This window comes from Ochrobactrum vermis (assembly GCF_002975205.1).
GTDB lineage: Bacteria > Pseudomonadota > Alphaproteobacteria > Rhizobiales > Rhizobiaceae > Brucella > Brucella vermis.
Window position 1 is genome coordinate 2110110 of the sequence record NZ_PCOC01000001.1, and the last position, 17347, is coordinate 2127456.

The following is a 17347-nucleotide window of genomic DNA, read 5'->3' on the forward strand; positions in this document are numbered from 1 at the left end:
GGGGTTCGCATCGATATGAAGAAATTACACCGCAGCGGTGATGATGATTTCAACCTTGTAGTCAGGCGTTGCCAGCGCTGCTTCGCCGGTGGCGCGGGCGGGCGTATGTGCCGGATCGACCCATGCATCCCAGACAGCGTTCATTTCGGCAAAGTCCTTCATGTCGGCGAGCCAGATGATGGCCTGAAGGATCTTGGTCTTGTCGGAGCCTACTTCCTTGAGAAGACGGTCCACCTCAGCCAGAACGGCCTTGGTCTGTTCGGTGACGCTGGCGCCCGGATTTCCCACCTGACCGGCGAGATAAACGGTGTTGCCGTGAACAACGGCCTGGCTCATGCGCGGGCCGACTCCGATGCGACGGATGCTCATGGTGAACTCCTCTCAATACTGCTCTTCTGCGGGACCAGTCCCGCATGTGAATATGTTGCGCATCCTTATTAAAGCCCTAGTCTGCTTTGGCAATGCCAATGCCGGTCCGAATGATGCAATTTCAGTAAAAAGAGCATTTCCAGCAAAAGTGCGAAGCGGTTTTGCGTGAGGATAATGCGAGGAAACAAATACTTGGAGCGGTCTCAGCGACTCAGCTTCAACTGAAACCGCTCCAAAGAGGAGGACAGCCATGTCGGAACCGCTCGCCGAGATTTATCGCGACTATATTGCATGTCTGAACCGGCAGGCCTGGGACGACCTCGGACTATATGTGCACGAGGAGGCCATTCATAATGGCAGACCCTTGGGACTGGATGGTTACCGTGCAATGCTGGAGCAGGATTTCGAGGCTATCCCCGACCTGCGCTTCAATATTGAACTGCTTGTCAGCGAACCGCCTTATATTGCCAGCCGCCTTCAGTTCGACTGCACGCCGAAGGCGATGCTGTTCGGACTTCCGGTCAACGGCAGACGAATCCAGTTCGCCGAGAATGTTTTCTATGAGTTCGAGAACACGCTGATACGGAAAGTCTGGTCCATCATCGACAAGGCAGCAATAGAGGCACAGCTCGGGTAAAGCAGCGAAACAGCGCGCGGTTGATCAGCGAGCTTCCTCGAAGTCGCCCGGTTTCCAACTGCCGTCGAACGCGGGCTCTTGCGGCCCGTAGATACGAATGTAAGCGAACCACCCACGCCCCGGCACCGTCTTGATCCAGCGCCCATCTTCACCTGACGGCTTTTCGGGACCGAAGAAGAGATTGACCGGTTCACCACCCTTCAAATCCTTCAGCTCGAACAACGAGCGCAAGGCAGCTTTGTCCTGATCTGTCTGAACTTCCGAGCGCGTCTGAGCGTCATAGACCGTCACCGACCAGAACAGATTGCCCGGAACCGGCTGCGGGATCGACAGCCTGTAGGTCTTGCCACCGTCAAGATAGGCCCCGGTGCCATCACGCGCTGCGAGCCAGTAGAGCGACCCCGCGCCCGCGCTGCGCCGGAACATGGCAGGCGAAGTCACGATCGCCTGGGCGAACCATCGGTCGCGCGCTTCCAGATCGATTCCCGCCGGCGTTTCGAACTGAGCGCTATCCGGCACCAGACCGGCCCATTCCCATTTGCGATCCGGCCATGCGAGACGGTCAGGGCGGTTGCTGTCGAAAGCAGAAACCAGCATCTGGTCACGCCCTTCCCTTGCCGCGCGCTCCAATATGGCCTTCATCCGCTCATCCGGCTTGAATGCCTTGCCTTTTTCTATTCCAAGCGCCGAAAGAAGGCCGTACATCGGTTCGAACTTCTGTACGACGGGTTCTTCATCAATAACGCGGCTCAAAACTTGCCAGAACTGGATATTGTCTTCCCAGCGCAGGGACGTGCTATCCATTTTCATCTCGGTGGTATCGACGACTTTTGCCAGCTTTGGCTCTCTCGCGGTCGAAAGCGGATAGATCTTGATGGCGTGCAATGCCTCCAGCGCCTTTTTTTGGTCGCCCGCAACCGGCAGGGCTCTGGCCGCCATCAAGGCCTTGTTCGTCGCGGAGTGGCCAACATAAAAACCGTCCGGAATTTCTCCCGTGTAGCCGGGCCCGACAATCAAATGTTTTCCACCCTTGCCAGCATCGGGGCCCGGAATTCCCATATCGAGAATCCAGCCCTGATTGTGATCGTTGACAAGGCCGATATATGCCCCTTCCGGCAGCTCTATAACCATCGGTTCCTTTGAGACATCAAGTGTCGCCGAACCATAGGGCGTGTCTGAATTCAATGTGAACCCAACCTGTCGCGGACCTGCTGCGGCAGCACCCAGCGCTTCGTTGTCTTTCAACCCTGCTTCCCTGTTCCCGTTGAAGATGCCTTCGACCGAAACTGTCGGATACCAAAAACGGTAGGCGGTGACGGCGCGCTGAAAATCAGCATCGTCACGCGCCCGAGCGCTGGTTTCGGCGGTGGGGTACCCCTGTTCAAATGTGTAACCCGGCAGGTCTGCCGCCCGAGCCGAACCAATGCCCAAAGATGTACTCGCCAGAACGGCGACCAGCACCGCGCCAACAAACTGCGAATTCGTCCCCTTGATGTGCGTCATTTTTCGACTCCAGCGAAATGCAGTTGAACAGAATATGGAAATTCCCCTGCCTGCCTCAGCAACCGACTGTCATTCGATCTTTTCGACATCAGGCAGAACCCATGCTTTCTCGAACAGGGCCTTGGTCGGTGCATAAAGCCGGAACATCAGCTCGAAGCCGCGTTGAGGATCGGTGGGCACCCAGTTGCTTTCCTTGCCCTGCGGCGCAGCCGGACCGAAAAAGATATCGACGAAACCGTCCGGATTCTTTTGCAGGTCAGCGATTTGCGACGAACGACTAGCCCTTGCCATGTTTTTGACGAGAGCGTGGGTATCGCGATCATAAACGGTGACAGACCAGTATTGTTGAACCGGTGGTTTCGGCGGCACGGTCAGACGATAAGTCTTGCCGCCATCAAAGTTCTCGCCATTCTTGTCCTTGATGGAGATCAGATACATCTGGCCAGTTCCCAGATGCTTGATGCCAATATAACCGTAAGTATAGGTCAGGCCGCGCGCATCGACTGGATAGGCATTGGGATCGTTGAACGAGGCCTGCGCCGCCTTCACCAGTTCTGGAAAAGCGGGTGCCGCCCAATGGCTGCCGTCCCAGAATGCGGGCAATCCGGCATCGTATCTGGCTGCAAGCGTCGCATGGGCTTCCTTGACCGCAGCGTCCAGTACCTGCCTGGTCTGACCTGTGGGAGTATAGGCTTTGCCTTTCTCGATGCCGATCGTTCGGAGCGGATCAATCATGAGCCGATCACGATCCAGCCATGGTTCCTCCTGAACAATGCGATTAAGATTGTCGAAAAAGCTCGCATCGTAGCGAATCGTCGTATCGAACAGGACGTCCTTTGCATCCACAAACACGGTTTCCGGCGGATTATCGGCCCGCGAAAGTGGATAGATCCTAAGTTTGCGACCGTACTCCACCGACTTGGCGACGTCCTCATCGCTGTGACTTGGCAGATTGGAGCGCAAAAGCGCATAACCGCCAAAACTATTCGATCTCAATGGGATAAAGCCTTCTGGCACGGGCTTCTCGTAGTCCGGTGGGAGAAGCAGATATTTACCACCCTTGCCCTTGTCGGCGCCCAGCAGCCCCACATCCTCCAGCGGCATCTGCCAGATGTCGACAATATTACCGTTGAACGAACCACCATTTGCAGTTGGTACATCAATGACCACCGGACCGACTTCTCTGGTGTCGTAGAACACCATGAAATAGAGAGCATCCGGATTGGGCGTCAGTGTCTGGTTGTGCCAGTCGAGAGGATGCCCCCAGTAAAGAACCTGATTGACCCTGGCGTCGGTCGTGGTCAGCATTTCCTGACGCATCAGATCATAATTGACCGCTGGCATGCCCCAGATCACCGCGCTGACGGCCTTTCGCTCCAGATCGCGTTGCGCTAACTGGTCCGGGGTGTCGCTGGCGGCCCATCCGACAGACCCGGCGAACAGTAGAAACAGAAATACGAGGAACCTCATCTGACCTTCCTCCATTTGGGAAAATGAACGGAAAATACGCCTCGTCAGACGCGAGTATAAGTTGTGTTACGGTAAATCCAGATGTTTTAGCCAAACCGGGGTATCAGGGTGGGCCGGCCGCCATTGACTCTTTGCCACCCTCCCCCTATAAGCCGCGTCACGTTCGCCCGCGCGGTTTACGGATGGTTTTTTGCTGTCCGTCGCAAAGGACAAGAACCAGCTCCTGTTCAATAGAACATGATCCCGAAAGGTGAAAACGTTTTCGGACAAGATCGTGTTCAACGGAAAAACAGAATTAAGAAGGGCCGCACACCGCGGTATTAAATAAATGAAGCGCACTTACCAGCCATCCAAGATCGTCCGCAAGCGTCGCCACGGTTTCCGTGCACGCATGGCAACCACCGGCGGCCGCAAGGTTCTCGCCGCTCGCCGTTCGCGCGGCCGTAAGCGGCTTTCCGCTTAATCTTTTCCCGCGCTGTCGCGCGGTGAATGAAGATATGAAAAAGCCGAAACAAATACTCCGCCTTCGCAAGAGAGCGGAGTTTTTGGCTTTGAGGAATGGTGAAAAGCGACGTGGTCCACTGTTTCTTCTCGAAGTCCGTGAACGGACCGAAGAAGAATCGCAAACCGCCAAAATCGGCGAAAAACCCCGTGCCGGTTTCACCGTAACGAAAAAAAACGGCAACGCCGTGATACGAAACCGCATCCGCCGCAGGCTGCGAGAAGCGGTTCGTTGTCACGCAGGGCGTGACATGGCGCCTTCGACCGACTATGTGATCGTAGCGCGCGAGCAAGCCCTCACTGCGCCCTTTTCGCGACTGACCGAAGAACTCTCCCGCCGCATCAAGGCGAAGGGTGAACGGCGGGGCGATGGGAAACGCCGAACGGAAAGACCGGAATCAGGACCCGTCAATGGAAAATAATCGCAATTTCTTCATCACCATTGCCCTGTCCATCCTCGTGCTAACGCTGTGGCAAGTGTTTTATCTGGGTCCGAAAACGGAAGCCCAGCGGGAGCAGGCGCGCATTGAGGAGCAGCAGCAACAGAAACAACAGGCTACGCAACAGCAGGCCCAAGGTGGCCAGGCCAGCGGCGACACGCCGCAAATGCCGACCACATCCGGGAACATTCCCGGCCATGGCGATGTTGCAGCCGCCGGCGGCACACTCACCCGTGAAGCAGCCGTCGCACAGACGCAGCGTGTCGAAATCGATACGCCTTCGCTACGCGGTTCGATCAATCTGACCGGCGCACGTCTCGATGATCTTTTCCTGAAAAAGTACCACGAGACCGTCGATGACAATTCTCCGAATATCGAACTGCTCGCACCCTCGGCGCTGAAGCAGGGCTATTTCGTCGAACTTGGCTTCACCGGCAACGACACGACAGGCCCCGTTCCGGGTCCGAACACGGTCTGGACTGTTGAAGGCAACGACCGGCTGACGGCGTCCACGCCCGTCACATTGACCTATACCAACGAGAAGAACATCACGTTCAAGCGCGTCATCTCGGTCGACGACGCCTATATGTTCGCCGTTGAAGACACCATCACCAACAATACCGGCGCGCCGATCTCGCTGGCCTCCTATGGCCGCGTGACCCGCTTCAACCAGCCGGAACATGCAAGCGCGACCTATGTGCTTCATGAGGGCCTGATCGGCGTCATGGGCCAGGACGGCCTGCAGGAAATCAAATATTCCAAGGTCGAAGACGACAAGGACATCTCGTTCAAGGATGTCATGGGCGGCTGGCTCGGCATCACCGACAAGTACTGGGCGGCAACGCTCGTACCGCCGCAGGACGAAAAGTTCACCGGTCGTTTCTCGCACTTCACCAATGATCGTCCGCGCTACCAGACCGACTTCCTTGGCGCGCCGATGACCATCGCACCTGGCCAGGCACAGACGCTGAAAAACCACGTCTTCGCCGGTGCGAAAGTGGTTTCCAACATCAAGAACTACGAAGAAAAGCTCGGCATCAAGCAGTTCGAACTCCTGATCGACTGGGGCTGGTTCTACTTCATCACCAAGCCGATGTTCTATCTCATCGACTGGATCTACAAATTCTCGGGCAATTTCGGCGTCGCCATTCTGGTCGTCACCGTTCTGCTGAAGGGTCTGTTCTTCCCGCTTGCCAACAAGTCGTACAAGTCGATGGCGCGCATGAAGCTTGTGCAGCCGAAGCTGACTGAAATCCGTGAAAAATATGCGGATGACAAGATGAAGCAGCAGCAGGAGATGATGCAGCTCTACAAGCAGGAAAAGATCAATCCGCTTGCCGGTTGCTGGCCGGTGGTGGTGCAGATTCCGGTGTTCTTCGCCTTGTATAAGGTTCTGTATGTCACCATCGAAATGCGTCACGCGCCGTTCTTTGGCTGGATTCATGACCTTGCAGCGCCCGATCCGACCTCGCTCTTCAACCTGTTCGGCCTTCTGCCTTACACCGTGCCGCACTTCCTGATGATCGGCGTCTGGCCGCTCCTGATGGGCATCACGATGTTCCTGCAGATGCGCATGAACCCGACGCCGCCGGATCCGACGCAGGCAGCCATCTTCACCTGGATGCCAGTGATCTTCACCTTCATGCTGGCTTCGTTCCCGGCCGGTCTGGTGATCTACTGGGCATGGAACAACCTGCTCTCCATCACCCAGCAGGGCGTCATCATGAAGCGCCAGGGCGTGAAGATCGAGCTCTTCGACAATCTCAAGGGCCTCTTCAAGCGAAAGCCGAAAGAAGCTAAAAAGTAAAATCTGAAAAACCCCGCTTCGGCGGGGTTTTTTGTGCCGTCATGTTGACAATGCGGTTCATAACATTGATGCGTGTACGCAAGAGAATACACCATCGGGATAGAACCATTGAGCGAGCAGGATAAGAAGCAGGCGGCGATCAAGGCCGCTCAGGCAGCAGCGGATGCGGTCCGGGAAGCCCAGGCGGCCCTCGCCGAGGAAGGACGCCTGCTCTTCAAGAAATCGTGGATTTTCATCCGCGGCGTCCCGTCGATGAATTTCCTGCCTCCCGAAGGCCCGGTGGAGATCGCCTTTGCTGGCCGCTCCAATGTTGGCAAGTCATCGCTGATCAATGCGCTGGTCAACAAGAAGGGCCTCGCGCGCACATCCAACACACCCGGCCGCACGCAGGAACTGAACTATTTCGTGCCAGACGGCTATTCCGGCGAAAATGGCGATCTGCCGCCGCTCGCACTGGTCGACATGCCGGGCTACGGCTTTGCCGAAGCGCCGAAAGCACAAGTCGACGCCTGGACGCGTCTGGTGTTCGATTATCTGCGCGGACGCACCACACTGAAACGTGTCTATGTGCTGATCGACTCCCGCCACGGCATCAAGAAAAACGACGCGGAAGTGCTCGACCTTCTCGACAAGGCGGCTGTGTCCTATCAGATCGTGCTGACCAAGATCGACAAGATCAAGCCTGCGGGCGTACCGCGCCTGATAGAAGAAACGCACAAGCTTACTTACAAGCGCGCCGCCTGCTTCCCCGGCATCATCGCCACATCGTCGGAAAAAGGGGAAGGTTTCGATGACCTGCGTGCAGCTATCGCGCTGCTGATAAAGGAATACTGATACTTAGAGCATTTTCAGCAAAAGTCCGAAGCGGTTTTGCATCGGATAATGCGTAAGCACAAAGAGATAGAGCGTCTCCCGTTCTTCGTGAACTACTGGAAATGTTCTGTCTATTTTTAAAGCATGTCTTTATCCTGAAACCGGCTTCTACTTTCGGGATGCGCTCTAGCCCGGGCAGCTTTCCGGTTGTCCGTCCAGCCCTTCATTGAGGCGTTCGAAACGGGCACGTACATGCCCGTCACCGCGCCGGATGCGCAGCACATAAATGCTGTCGAAATCCTCCCCGCGCCATTTCGGCACCGCAGCCTTGTCGCCGCCATTGTCCTTCAGCAGATTTCTGGCCAGTTTGAAAAGCTGCTTGTGTTCCCATCCGACCAGTATCGTCGCATTGCTGTATTGCGGCTGCTCGAGCGCCGCCTGCAGTTTCCCGATCTCGTCATAGCCGAAGCGCGTATCGACCGGCATTTGAAAAATGGATGGCAGTCGGCTCCACCGTCGCCAGCGGACGGTTATAGGCATAGGAAATGCCGTTATCCGTCTTCTCCTTGGCGGGATCGGGCGCGAAAATGGCATCGGGCTTGCCGAAATCCCTTGCAATGACAGCGGGCAGTTTCAAGGAACGATTGAGCCCCCGGCAAGTGAGCTGTCCCAATCCGCCCTCCGGCTTTTCCCCGTGGCGGATGAGGATGATCGTTTCGCTCGTTTGCGCTGGCGCAGCATAAGATGCAGATGTGCCAGACAGGGCAGCAAGTGCGGCGAGGAACATTTTGCGCATGAAACAGCTTCTCTGAAAATTATTCCGGTTCAAAAACCTGCATAGACCGCGCATCCGGCTTTTTGTTGGGCATGTTTTGGACCGTAAAATCAACTAATCGCGAACGGACGGTCGAAAATATTCCTCCAAACGGGTTTCACGGATTCCAATTGCAGCCAAACCAGTCTAGAAAAACGTGCCTCTTTTTGCCCTGTCGCCAGCCATGGAGCCCGCGATGACGACACTTGAAAATCCCGAAATGCAAGCGCAACTCCTGTCGGCGGCCCTGCCCTACATGCAGCGCTATGAGAATAAGCATGTCGTCGTGAAATATGGCGGCCATGCCATGGGCAATGCGGAACTGGGCAAGGCCTTCGCGCGCGACATCGCGCTTTTGAAACAGTCGGGCATCAATCCGATCGTGGTTCATGGTGGCGGCCCGCAGATCCAGGCCATGCTGACCAAGCTCGGCATCGAATCCCGTTTTGAAGGCGGTCTGCGCGTCACCGACGAGAAGACCGTCGAAGTGGTGGAAATGGTTCTGGCCGGTTCCATCAACAAGGAAATCGTCGCCCTCATCAATGCCGAAGGCGAATGGGCAATCGGTCTTTGCGGCAAGGACGGCAACATGGTCTTTGCGCAAAAGGCCCACAAGACCGTCATCGATCCCGATTCCAACATCGAGAAAGTGCTGGACCTCGGCTTCGTCGGTGAACCGGCGGAAGTGGATCGCACTTTGCTCGACCTTCTGGCGCGTTCCGAGATGATCCCGGTCATTGCCCCGGTCGCTCCCGGTCGCGACGGCCACACCTATAACATCAATGCAGACACTTTTGCGGGCGCTATCGCAGGCGCGCTTGCCGCAACGCGCCTCCTGTTTCTGACCGATGTTCCGGGCGTGCTGGACAAGGACAAGAACCTCATCAAGGAACTGTCTGTTGCCGATGCGCAGGCGCTGATCAAGGACGGCACCATTTCCGGCGGCATGATCCCCAAGGTGGAAACCTGCATCGATGCGATCCGTCGCGGTGTGGAAGGCGTCGTCATTCTCAACGGCAAGACCCCGCATTCCGTGCTGCTGGAGCTTTTCACCGAACACGGTGCCGGCACGTTGATCGTGCCATAAGGAATCGACCATGACCGATATTCCGGACAGAGCTGCCTTCGCCCACGTCACCGACTGGGTGTTCGACCTCGACAATACGCTCTACCCGCACGCCGCCAATCTGTTCTCGCAGATCGACGTGAAGATGACGAGCTATGTCGAAGCCCTTCTGAAACTGCCGCGTGACGAAGCGCGCAAGATTCAGAAGCAGTTCTATCTGGAATATGGCACCACGCTGAAAGGCCTGATGGAGTGCCATCAGATCGACCCGGACGACTTTCTGAGACAAGTCCACGACATCGACTATTCCTGGCTGACGCCCGATCCGGCCCTCGGGCAGGCAATCAAGGCGTTGCCGGGCCGTCGCTTCATCTTCACCAATGGCGATCGAACTCATGCCGAACGTGCCGCCAGCCAGCTCGGAATCCTTGATGATTTTGACGACATTTTCGACATTGTCGCGGCAGGCCTGACACCGAAGCCGGAACGGGTCACCTATGACCGCTTCCTCGGTGCCTTCGGTATCGATGCAGGCAAGGCCGTGATGTTCGAGGATCTGGCGCGCAATCTGGTCGTCCCCAAGGCGCTCGGCATGAAAACTGTGCTGGTGGTGCCGAACAACTTTGAGCCTACTTTTTCCGAAATATGGGAAAGCGATCCCGAGTTCACCGATCAGGTGGACTATGTGACCGATAATCTGACCCGGTTTCTGGAAGAGATCATTGCGCGAAGATAGGCATTTTACAGGTCTTGAAAAACGCATCGAGAAAGCCGCCCACGGCCTTCTCGACAATCTGCCCCGTCACCGGATCAGCGATGCGCTGATCGAATTTCTGGTTTTCGGGCTGAAACAGGCATGGGCCTGCCTTTTCGGTGGAGCCATGCTGGCGCTCATCATACTGACGCGCTGGTTCTGGCCGGATGGCGGTGCAGGCTTCATCACGCGCTACGACTTCCTGTTCCTGTCTGCACTTGCGATCCAGCTTGCCATGCTGGTCTTCAAGCTGGAAGCATGGGAAGAAGCCAAGGTCATCGTCATCTTCCATATCGTCGGGACAGCGATGGAAGTGTTCAAGACCCATGCCGGTTCATGGGTCTATCCGGAGGAGAATTTCTTTCGCATCGGCGGCGTGCCGCTGTTTTCCGGCTTCATGTATGCGGCTGTCGGCTCCTATATGGCGCGCATCAACCGCATCTTCGATATCAGGCTGAACCATTATCCGCCGCTGTGGATGACCATCGTTCTGGCTACCGCAATCTACATCAATTTCTTCGCGCACCACTTCATCTGGGATATGCGCTGGCTGCTGTTTGCCGCGACCTTCGCCCTGTTCTGGCGCACCACCATGCATTACCGCGTCTTCCGCTTCCGGCACAAAATGCCGCTGCTGATCGCCTTCCTGCTGACCTCGCTCTTCATCTGGATTGCCGAGAATATCGGCACATGGTCGAAGGCCTGGCTCTATCCGAACCAGCGCAACGGCTGGGAGCTGGTATCAATGAGCAAGCTCGGCTCGTGGTATCTCCTGATGATTATCTCGGTCGTGCTGGTGACACTTGTTCACCGCCCACGCCCCTATCAGGCAGAGGAAGAAGCGCAAAAAGAAACGCCCGACCTTTTGGCCGGGCGTATCGAACAGAATATCCAGGGCGGTCAGAGCTTATAGAAATCCTTGATCTGATCCCAGGCTTCGTCGGCAGTTTCGACAAAGTTGAGCAGCTCGATATCGGCAGGCGAAATCGTGCCCTGCTCAGCCAGAAACTCGATATTGATCGCCTTGGTCCAGAATTCCTTGCCGAACAGGATCAGCGGCACGCGCTCCATGCGGTTGGTCTGGATCAGCGTCATTGCCTCGAAAAGTTCGTCCATCGTTCCGAAACCGCCGGGGAACACGCAGATCGCCTTGGCCCGCATCAGGAAGTGCATCTTGCGGATCGCAAAATAATGGAAGTTGAAGCAAAGGTCTGGCGTGACATAGACGTTGGGCGCCTGTTCGTGCGGCAGCACAATGTTGAGGCCGATCGTCGGCGCACCGACATCGGCCGCACCGCGATTGCCGGCTTCCATGACGCCGGGGCCGCCACCCGTCACCACGATGAACTCGCGATAATAGGTCGTCGCGGAATATTCGGAGCACAGCCGCGCAAACTTGCGCGCTTCCTCGTAGTAATGCGCATTGGCTTCTAGGTTCTTCTTCTGAACCTCGTTCTTGGCCGCCCACGCCTCGCCGCCGGGCTCCGGAATACGCGCACCGCCGAACATGACGACTGTGGATTTGATCCCCCGGTCAGCCAGAATCATTTCAGGTTTCAGAAGCTCAAGCTGCAGCCGGATCGGCCGCAGCTCGCGCCGCGTCAGAAAATCATCGTCTGTGAAAGCAAGGCGATAGGCAGGGGCTTCGGTCTGCGGCGTCTGCGGTACGGTTCGCGCCTGCTTGACCGCTTCTTCTGAATTCGGGAACGGCGTCCAGCCGGACTTCTCCATTGGGTTCATTCGTCTCACCTGCTCCTTCATTCTTGCCATTCAACGCATAACAGCATCCATTCTGGCGCTAAATGCTTAATCTGTCTCAAACGTGGCACTGCAATCGGATGATGAACAACATTGACCCTCATGGCGCCTTCGCTTAATCAATTTCCCAACAGATGGGCCGGACTTGTGCCGCGCCTGCCATCCGCTGCCCTTTCATGGAGACCGCACCCTATGACCAAGCCAGACCTCGCCTCCCTTGAGAAGATAATCGACAAGGCTTTTGACGAGCGCGACGGTGTCAACACGGCAACGCGCGGCGAAGTGCGTGAAGCTGTCGAACAATCGCTCATTCTGCTCGATCGCGGTGAAGCCCGTGTCGCAGAAAAACAGGCGGACGGCAACTGGCATGTCAACCAATGGCTGAAGAAAGCGGTTCTGCTCTCCTTCCGTCTCAACCCGATGGAAGTCATCAAGGGCGGCCCCGGCCAGTCATCCTGGTGGGACAAGGTGCCCTCGAAATTCGACGGCTGGACGGCCAATGAGTTCGAAAAGGCCGGCTTCCGCGCCGTGCCGAACTGCGTCGTGCGCCACTCGGCCTATATTGCGCCAAATGCGATCCTGATGCCGTCCTTCGTCAATCTCGGCGCCTATGTCGATGAAGGCACCATGGTCGACACCTGGGCAACCGTCGGCTCCTGCGCACAGATCGGCAAGAATGTTCACCTTTCAGGGGGCGTCGGCATCGGCGGCGTTCTGGAACCGATGCAGGCTGGCCCAACCATTATCGAAGACAATTGTTTCATCGGCGCCCGTTCGGAAGTCGTTGAAGGCTGCATCGTGCGCGAGGGCTCGGTCCTCGGCATGGGCGTTTTCATCGGCAAGTCGACCAAGATCGTGGATCGCGCAACCGGCGAAGTCTTCTACGGTGAAGTGCCGCCCTATTCGGTCGTCGTCGCCGGCACCATGCCGGGCAAGAACGTTCCCGGTGAAAACTGGGGCCCAAGCCTCTATTGCGCCGTGATCGTCAAGCGCGTCGATGAAAAGACCCGCTCCAAGACCTCCATCAACGAGTTGCTGCGCGACTAAAGCATATCTCCCGAAAGTGGGAACCGGTTTCGGGATAAAGACATGCGTAAAACAAATGGATAGCGCGTTTCGACAATCACTGAGATCGTGCTGAAAACAAAAGGCGACGCTGTTGGCGTCGCCTTTTTTATAACTGGTCGCCCCTTCGGGTGGCGCAATGCCTCTGATCCGGGCAATCCGGGGAGACATTGACGCCATCCTCCGGGGAGATTTTTAGAGCATTTCCAGCAAAAGCGCGAAGCGGTTTTGCGTCGGAAAATGCGTAAAAACAAGCAGATAGAGCATTTCCAATGTTTCATGAAATAACGGAAAATGCTCTAGCAGCCCTCCGGTTGCCTGCCTGTCTCATGCGTGAGGGGGACGAACGCAGGAGACAATCGCAGGACAACCGACAGGCTCAGCTATCAGAGCAAATTAGTTCTGGTAGCTGGATGGGGAGGCGTCGCCGAAGCGATGAGCCGAACCGTCCTGATAAACCGGAGCAGACTGACGAATGGCAGCCGGAGCCGTGTAATCGAGATTGCTGCGGGTCGAAGCGACCGGAGTTTCACCCGGAAGAACGAAAGCCTTGTCTTGGGCAGCCATTGCAGGCGGCTGGCCAACAAACGGGTTTTCGGCATAGGCAGCACCGGCGCTAAGAGCGACAGCAAGAGCGGCGAGAGCAAACTTCTTCATTTCTTTATTCCTTTTCTCCATCGCGTCCCCTGAAATCGGTACTTCACCGACCGGATCTCGAGACCACGTCTCAAGATTGCTGGGGACATTCGGTTAACTGGGCCTTCGTGGCCCGCCCTAAGGTGTCCGGCACATCTGGGAGGAAATGCCCCAACACCATCGGGATACATGCAATGCGGTATTTCATTCATGCCGGTCCGAACGAACCGGAGAGGCCAAAAGTCCGAACGGGCTTTTAGTTCTGGTAAGAGGAAGGCGATGCGTCACCGAAGCGGTGAGCCGAGCCGTCCTGATAAACCGTTGCCTTGTTGATAGAGGCAGGAGCCGTATAGTCGACGCTCTGCGTTGCAACCGGCGTGCGGTCATTTGCATAAAGATCGGCAGGTTCACCGACATGTGGGTTTTCTGCAAAAGCGGCACCGGCAGTAAGAGCGAGGGCAGCGGCAGCAAGAACAATCTTCTTCATTTTCCTATCTCCTTGGAAAGTGGAGCGGCGGTTTGTTCGTCGTTCCGATGCTGCTGAAATGGGTGACAGTGCGGAAAAGTTCCAGTCACGAAAATGTTTTCTTAATCACACATTCGTGCCCGTAATGTTTTGAGAAACGAGAATGGTCTTTTAAAAAATACAATAATAACAATAAGTTGATTGATATGCCAGCGATCACATGACTGTTACAAAGCCATCTTTGTTCGAAATGCGCGAACAGTCTGTCCCATTATATTGTCCAATGGGAGTGAACAATAGCGCGATTTTTCGCGAAATGGGCATTGTACAAACGGAACCAGCGCCGTCGAAATGACACCCTGATTTGCTGCTGGCATCGATCAGCAGGTCAAATCAGCTCGTGCTGTAAAGAAAAAGCCGCATCGAGATGCGGCTTGATAAAGCTCTATGAACTGACCGGCCAGCCTTTGATCGAACGTTGTGATCCTGTCAGTTGTTTGCGACCGCGACCGAACGTCCGGCGATGGAAACCCACTGGCCGGAATTGGCGGGCGACTGCATCTTGATATAGCGGTAAGAGGTTTTTTCGACCGGCAACACCTCGTCACGCAGATTGTCGAGGATGTAATCGCCATGATCGGTACGTGCCGTCAGAACGACGTGCGGCTCGCTGCCCTGCACCATGGTGATGAGGAGTTGTGACGGGCTGATGCCGCGTGCCATCAACTGGGCGCGCTTCATCAAAACATAGTCCTCGCAATCACCCTTGCCGTTGACGGGCATGGTCCAGTAATCGCGCTTGCCATAATTATCCTGATCGGAAACAGGCTTGATGCGGTGATTGACGGAACTGCTGACCGATTGCAGCAGCTTGGCGCGCTGCGGGGTCATTTTCATCGGCGGCAACACGCGATGCGTGCCGCAATCGCGCCGGTTGCGATCACAGTAATCCTTGTGTCCGTAAGGAATGCTTGTTAGCCCGCCTGCTTCACTCCATTGCGCGGCCTTGGCCGGTATTGTCGTCGCCCCGAAGAGCACCATCATGCCTGCTATCGCAGAAGTGACAAAACGCATACGCAGTTTCCCATTTAAAAGAGTCCCCGTTGACCGGCCCTTTGCGGGTCTCGTTATCAACTTTTTTTTAACTAACGATGACAGGGCCCCTCCGGTCAAGGAAATTTCGTTCCCAAATTGAAACCGGTTGAGAAAAACAAGTGAAAGGCGAAAAATGCATCCTGCGCGCAACCGCCGGATTATTGTTTCATCGGGTGATTTCTATCTGTTTGTTTCAACGCGCATCCTGATCCGAAAACCGCTTCGCACTTTTCGGGATGCGCGATAATCTCGCCGTCAGACGATTCCCTTTTCAAAAAGTTCCGATCTCATGAGTTTAGCCGTCAATCCCGCCGATAACCTTGCCGCCCTGATCCGCTGCCCATCCGTGACGCCCGCCGAAGGCGGCGCGCTGACGGCGCTGGAAGCGATGCTGAAGCCGATGGGGTTCTCGGTGGAACGGCCCCTCTTCCGCGATGAAGACACGCCGGATATCGAGAATCTTTACGCGCGCAAGTCCGGCAATGGTCCGCATCTCATGTTCGCAGGACATACTGATGTCGTCCCCCCCGGCAATGAAGGCGATTGGAAACACCCGCCCTTCTCCGCCGCAATCGAAAACGGCGTGATGTACGGTCGTGGTGCTGTGGACATGAAGGGCGGCGTCGCCTGTTTCGTGGCAGCGGTTGCCCGTCACATCGAAAAACACGGCAGCATCAAGGGCAGTGTTTCCTTTCTCATCACTGGCGACGAGGAAGGCCCGGCCATCAATGGCACGGTCAAGCTGCTCGACTGGGCAAAAGAGCGCGGCGAAAGCTGGGATGCATCCATCGTCGGCGAGCCGACCAATCCCGACGCGCTCGGCGACATGATCAAGATCGGGCGGCGCGGCTCACTGTCCGGCACGATCACCGTTCACGGCGTACAGGGCCATGCCGCCTATCCGCATCTGGCCGAAAATCCGGTGCGCGGCATTACCACGCTGGTCGACAGCCTGCTTTATCCGGCCTTCGATGAAGGCACGGCTGATTTTCAGGCCAGCAATCTGGAAGTCACTACCATCGACGTTGGCAACAAGGCCACCAATGTCATCGCGAACAAGGCAACAGCCTCGTTCAACATCCGCTTCAACGACACCTGGACGGCGGAGAGCTTGCAGGCCGAAATCGTCGCGCGCCTTGAAAAAGCCGCCCGCGACAATCGCCTTCGGCCCGGACGCGAAACGCCGATCAGTTATGAACTCACCTGGCGCGAGCATCCGAGCCATGTGTTCCTGACCCGCGACGAAAAGCTGATCGGCACGCTGACGGCTTCCGTCGAGGCGGTAACAGGCAAGCGTCCCGCACTATCGACATCGGGCGGCACGTCTGACGCCCGTTTCATCAAGGATTACTGCCCGGTGGTCGAGTTCGGCCTTGTCGGACAGACCATGCATATGGTTGACGAGCGCGTGGCCCTTGCCGACCTCGAAGGCCTGACACAGATTTATGAACGCTTCATCGCCGATTTCTTTGGGTAACGCATAATCCCGAAAAGTCGCATGACTTTTCCGCCAGGATTACGCGAAAAATTGGGAATCTCATGCCAAGTCTGGATGATATTTTCAGATATTTCTGGGGCGTCTGGAAAATGATGCTCGGGCGCAAGGAAGGACTGGGTTATCTCGACGTTTCCGCCGAGGGGTTCTGGTCGTCTTTCTATGCAATTGCAATTGCGCTGCCGCCGCTATTTGCAAGCTGGGTCGCCTATGCAGCAGATCTGACGGCGGGCCGCGAGGAGGCCGGCTTGCGTTTTGCCATCGTCACCCGCGCGGCCGTCGTGGACATAGCGGCGTGGATTATCCCGCTCGTCATCATCGGCCTCATTGCCAAGCGGATCGGCATCGCCAAGCGCTATGCGGCCTTCGTGATTGCCACCAACTGGGGCAGCGCACTGATTTCATGGATCTTCGCGCCAATCACGCTGCTGCAACTGTTCTTCCCCGGACGCTTTGATGTGGCGACACTCTTCGCCATCATCATGTTCGGCATATCCGTCGTACTGGGCTACCGGCTTACATTCGTCGCGCTGCAGCGCCCGCATACCTATGTAGCACCGTTTTTCGCCAGCATCTTCTTCGGGTCGCTGTTCCTGACTGTGCTGTTGCAGCAACTGCTCGGGATCGGTTTCGATCCGCACGCGTACTAAAAGGAACT

Annotated in this window: 20 protein-coding genes; 11 read left to right on the plus strand and 9 right to left on the minus strand. The window is 56.3% G+C overall.

The window, feature by feature from the left end; genetic code table 11:
• Positions 1-24: 24 nt before the first annotated feature.
• Complete coding sequence (locus CQZ93_RS10395) at positions 25-369, minus strand: RidA family protein (RefSeq protein ID WP_105542498.1); 345 nt, start codon at positions 367-369, stop codon at positions 25-27.
• A 250-nt stretch (positions 370-619) separates the two neighbouring features.
• Here CQZ93_RS10395 and CQZ93_RS10400 point away from each other — a divergent pair, with 250 nt between their 5' ends.
• Positions 620-1006, plus strand: a complete 387-nt coding sequence (locus CQZ93_RS10400) for an ester cyclase (RefSeq protein ID WP_105542499.1) — start codon at positions 620-622, stop codon at positions 1004-1006.
• A 24-nt stretch (positions 1007-1030) separates the two neighbouring features.
• Here the strand turns inward: CQZ93_RS10400 and CQZ93_RS10405 are convergent, their stop codons facing one another.
• Entirely contained in the window at positions 1031-2509 is a 1479-nt protein-coding gene (locus CQZ93_RS10405) for a DUF1254 domain-containing protein (RefSeq protein WP_105542500.1), read from the minus strand.
• 69 nt (positions 2510-2578) lie between these two features.
• On the minus strand, positions 2579-3979 hold the full coding sequence (locus CQZ93_RS10410; protein WP_105542501.1) for a DUF1254 domain-containing protein: 1401 nt from the start codon (positions 3977-3979) through the stop codon (positions 2579-2581).
• 328 nt (positions 3980-4307) lie between these two features.
• Here CQZ93_RS10410 and rpmH point away from each other — a divergent pair, with 328 nt between their 5' ends.
• The 4 genes from rpmH (at position 4308) to yihA (ending at position 7561) form a co-directional block, all read left to right on the plus strand.
• Positions 4308-4442 carry a 50S ribosomal protein L34 gene (gene rpmH / locus CQZ93_RS10420; RefSeq protein WP_006467565.1) on the plus strand — a complete coding sequence of 45 codons (135 nt, stop codon included), beginning with the start codon at positions 4308-4310 and terminating at the stop codon, positions 4440-4442.
• A 34-nt stretch (positions 4443-4476) separates the two neighbouring features.
• Positions 4477-4902, plus strand: a complete 426-nt coding sequence (gene rnpA / locus CQZ93_RS10425; protein ID WP_105542502.1) for a ribonuclease P protein component — start codon at positions 4477-4479, stop codon at positions 4900-4902.
• Positions 4892-6727: a membrane protein insertase YidC gene (gene yidC, locus CQZ93_RS10430; protein ID WP_105542503.1), complete on the plus strand. Its 1836-nt coding sequence runs from the start codon at positions 4892-4894 to the stop codon at positions 6725-6727. Before rnpA ends, yidC begins: the two co-directional genes overlap by 11 nt.
• Before the next feature lie 108 nt (positions 6728-6835).
• Positions 6836-7561: a ribosome biogenesis GTP-binding protein YihA/YsxC gene (yihA, locus tag CQZ93_RS10435; protein WP_105542504.1), complete on the plus strand. Its 726-nt coding sequence runs from the start codon at positions 6836-6838 to the stop codon at positions 7559-7561.
• 165 nt (positions 7562-7726) lie between these two features.
• On the opposite strand, the gene CQZ93_RS26895 is transcribed toward yihA, so the two are convergent.
• Together CQZ93_RS26895 and CQZ93_RS26900 are read right to left on the minus strand one after the other, a co-directional pair.
• Complete coding sequence (locus CQZ93_RS26895; protein WP_286153029.1) at positions 7727-8026, minus strand: hypothetical protein; 300 nt, start codon at positions 8024-8026, stop codon at positions 7727-7729.
• Positions 7998-8336 (minus strand): histidine phosphatase family protein, encoded by a 339-nt coding sequence (locus CQZ93_RS26900; RefSeq protein ID WP_286153031.1) that lies wholly within the window; start codon positions 8334-8336, stop codon positions 7998-8000. Before CQZ93_RS26900 ends, CQZ93_RS26895 begins: the two co-directional genes overlap by 29 nt.
• Positions 8337-8550: 214 nt before the next feature.
• On the opposite strand from CQZ93_RS26900, the gene argB reads away from it, so the two are divergent.
• The 3 genes from argB to CQZ93_RS10455 are packed head-to-tail and all read left to right on the plus strand — an operon-like array spanning position 8551 to position 11087.
• The gene (gene argB / locus CQZ93_RS10445; protein WP_105542505.1) at positions 8551-9441 is read left to right on the plus strand and encodes an acetylglutamate kinase; all 891 of its coding nucleotides are present in this window, start codon (positions 8551-8553) and stop codon (positions 9439-9441) included.
• 10 nt (positions 9442-9451) lie between these two features.
• Positions 9452-10156, plus strand: a complete 705-nt coding sequence (locus tag CQZ93_RS10450; protein ID WP_105542506.1) for a pyrimidine 5'-nucleotidase — start codon at positions 9452-9454, stop codon at positions 10154-10156.
• On the plus strand, positions 10143-11087 hold the full coding sequence (locus tag CQZ93_RS10455) for a DUF817 domain-containing protein (RefSeq protein ID WP_105542507.1): 945 nt from the start codon (positions 10143-10145) through the stop codon (positions 11085-11087). Before CQZ93_RS10450 ends, CQZ93_RS10455 begins: the two co-directional genes overlap by 14 nt.
• Here CQZ93_RS10455 and CQZ93_RS10460 read toward each other — a convergent pair.
• Entirely contained in the window at positions 11075-11914 is an 840-nt protein-coding gene (locus tag CQZ93_RS10460; protein WP_105542508.1) for an LOG family protein, read from the minus strand. The two genes, CQZ93_RS10455 and CQZ93_RS10460, sit on opposite strands and share 13 nt — an antisense overlap.
• Positions 11915-12124: 210 nt before the next feature.
• Here CQZ93_RS10460 and dapD point away from each other — a divergent pair, with 210 nt between their 5' ends.
• A complete protein-coding gene (gene dapD, locus CQZ93_RS10465) occupies positions 12125-12979 on the plus strand; it encodes a 2,3,4,5-tetrahydropyridine-2,6-dicarboxylate N-succinyltransferase (RefSeq protein ID WP_105542509.1) in 855 nt (284 codons plus the stop codon).
• Positions 12980-13393: 414 nt separating this feature from the next.
• Here dapD and CQZ93_RS10470 read toward each other — a convergent pair whose 3' ends face one another.
• From CQZ93_RS10470 to CQZ93_RS10480, 3 genes are all read right to left on the minus strand, one after another.
• Entirely contained in the window at positions 13394-13654 is a 261-nt protein-coding gene (locus CQZ93_RS10470) for a hypothetical protein (RefSeq protein WP_105542510.1), read from the minus strand.
• 235 nt (positions 13655-13889) lie between these two features.
• The gene (locus CQZ93_RS10475) at positions 13890-14120 is read right to left on the minus strand and encodes a hypothetical protein (RefSeq protein WP_105542511.1); all 231 of its coding nucleotides are present in this window, start codon (positions 14118-14120) and stop codon (positions 13890-13892) included.
• A 468-nt stretch (positions 14121-14588) separates the two neighbouring features.
• Positions 14589-15140: a transglutaminase-like cysteine peptidase gene (locus tag CQZ93_RS10480; protein WP_105543266.1), complete on the minus strand. Its 552-nt coding sequence runs from the start codon at positions 15138-15140 to the stop codon at positions 14589-14591.
• 343 nt (positions 15141-15483) lie between these two features.
• Here CQZ93_RS10480 and dapE point away from each other — a divergent pair, with 343 nt between their 5' ends.
• The gene (dapE, locus tag CQZ93_RS10485) at positions 15484-16671 is read left to right on the plus strand and encodes a succinyl-diaminopimelate desuccinylase (protein WP_105542512.1); all 1188 of its coding nucleotides are present in this window, start codon (positions 15484-15486) and stop codon (positions 16669-16671) included.
• 62 nt (positions 16672-16733) lie between these two features.
• The gene (locus CQZ93_RS10490; protein WP_105542513.1) at positions 16734-17339 is read left to right on the plus strand and encodes a hypothetical protein; all 606 of its coding nucleotides are present in this window, start codon (positions 16734-16736) and stop codon (positions 17337-17339) included.
• Positions 17340-17347: the final 8 nt, after the last annotated feature.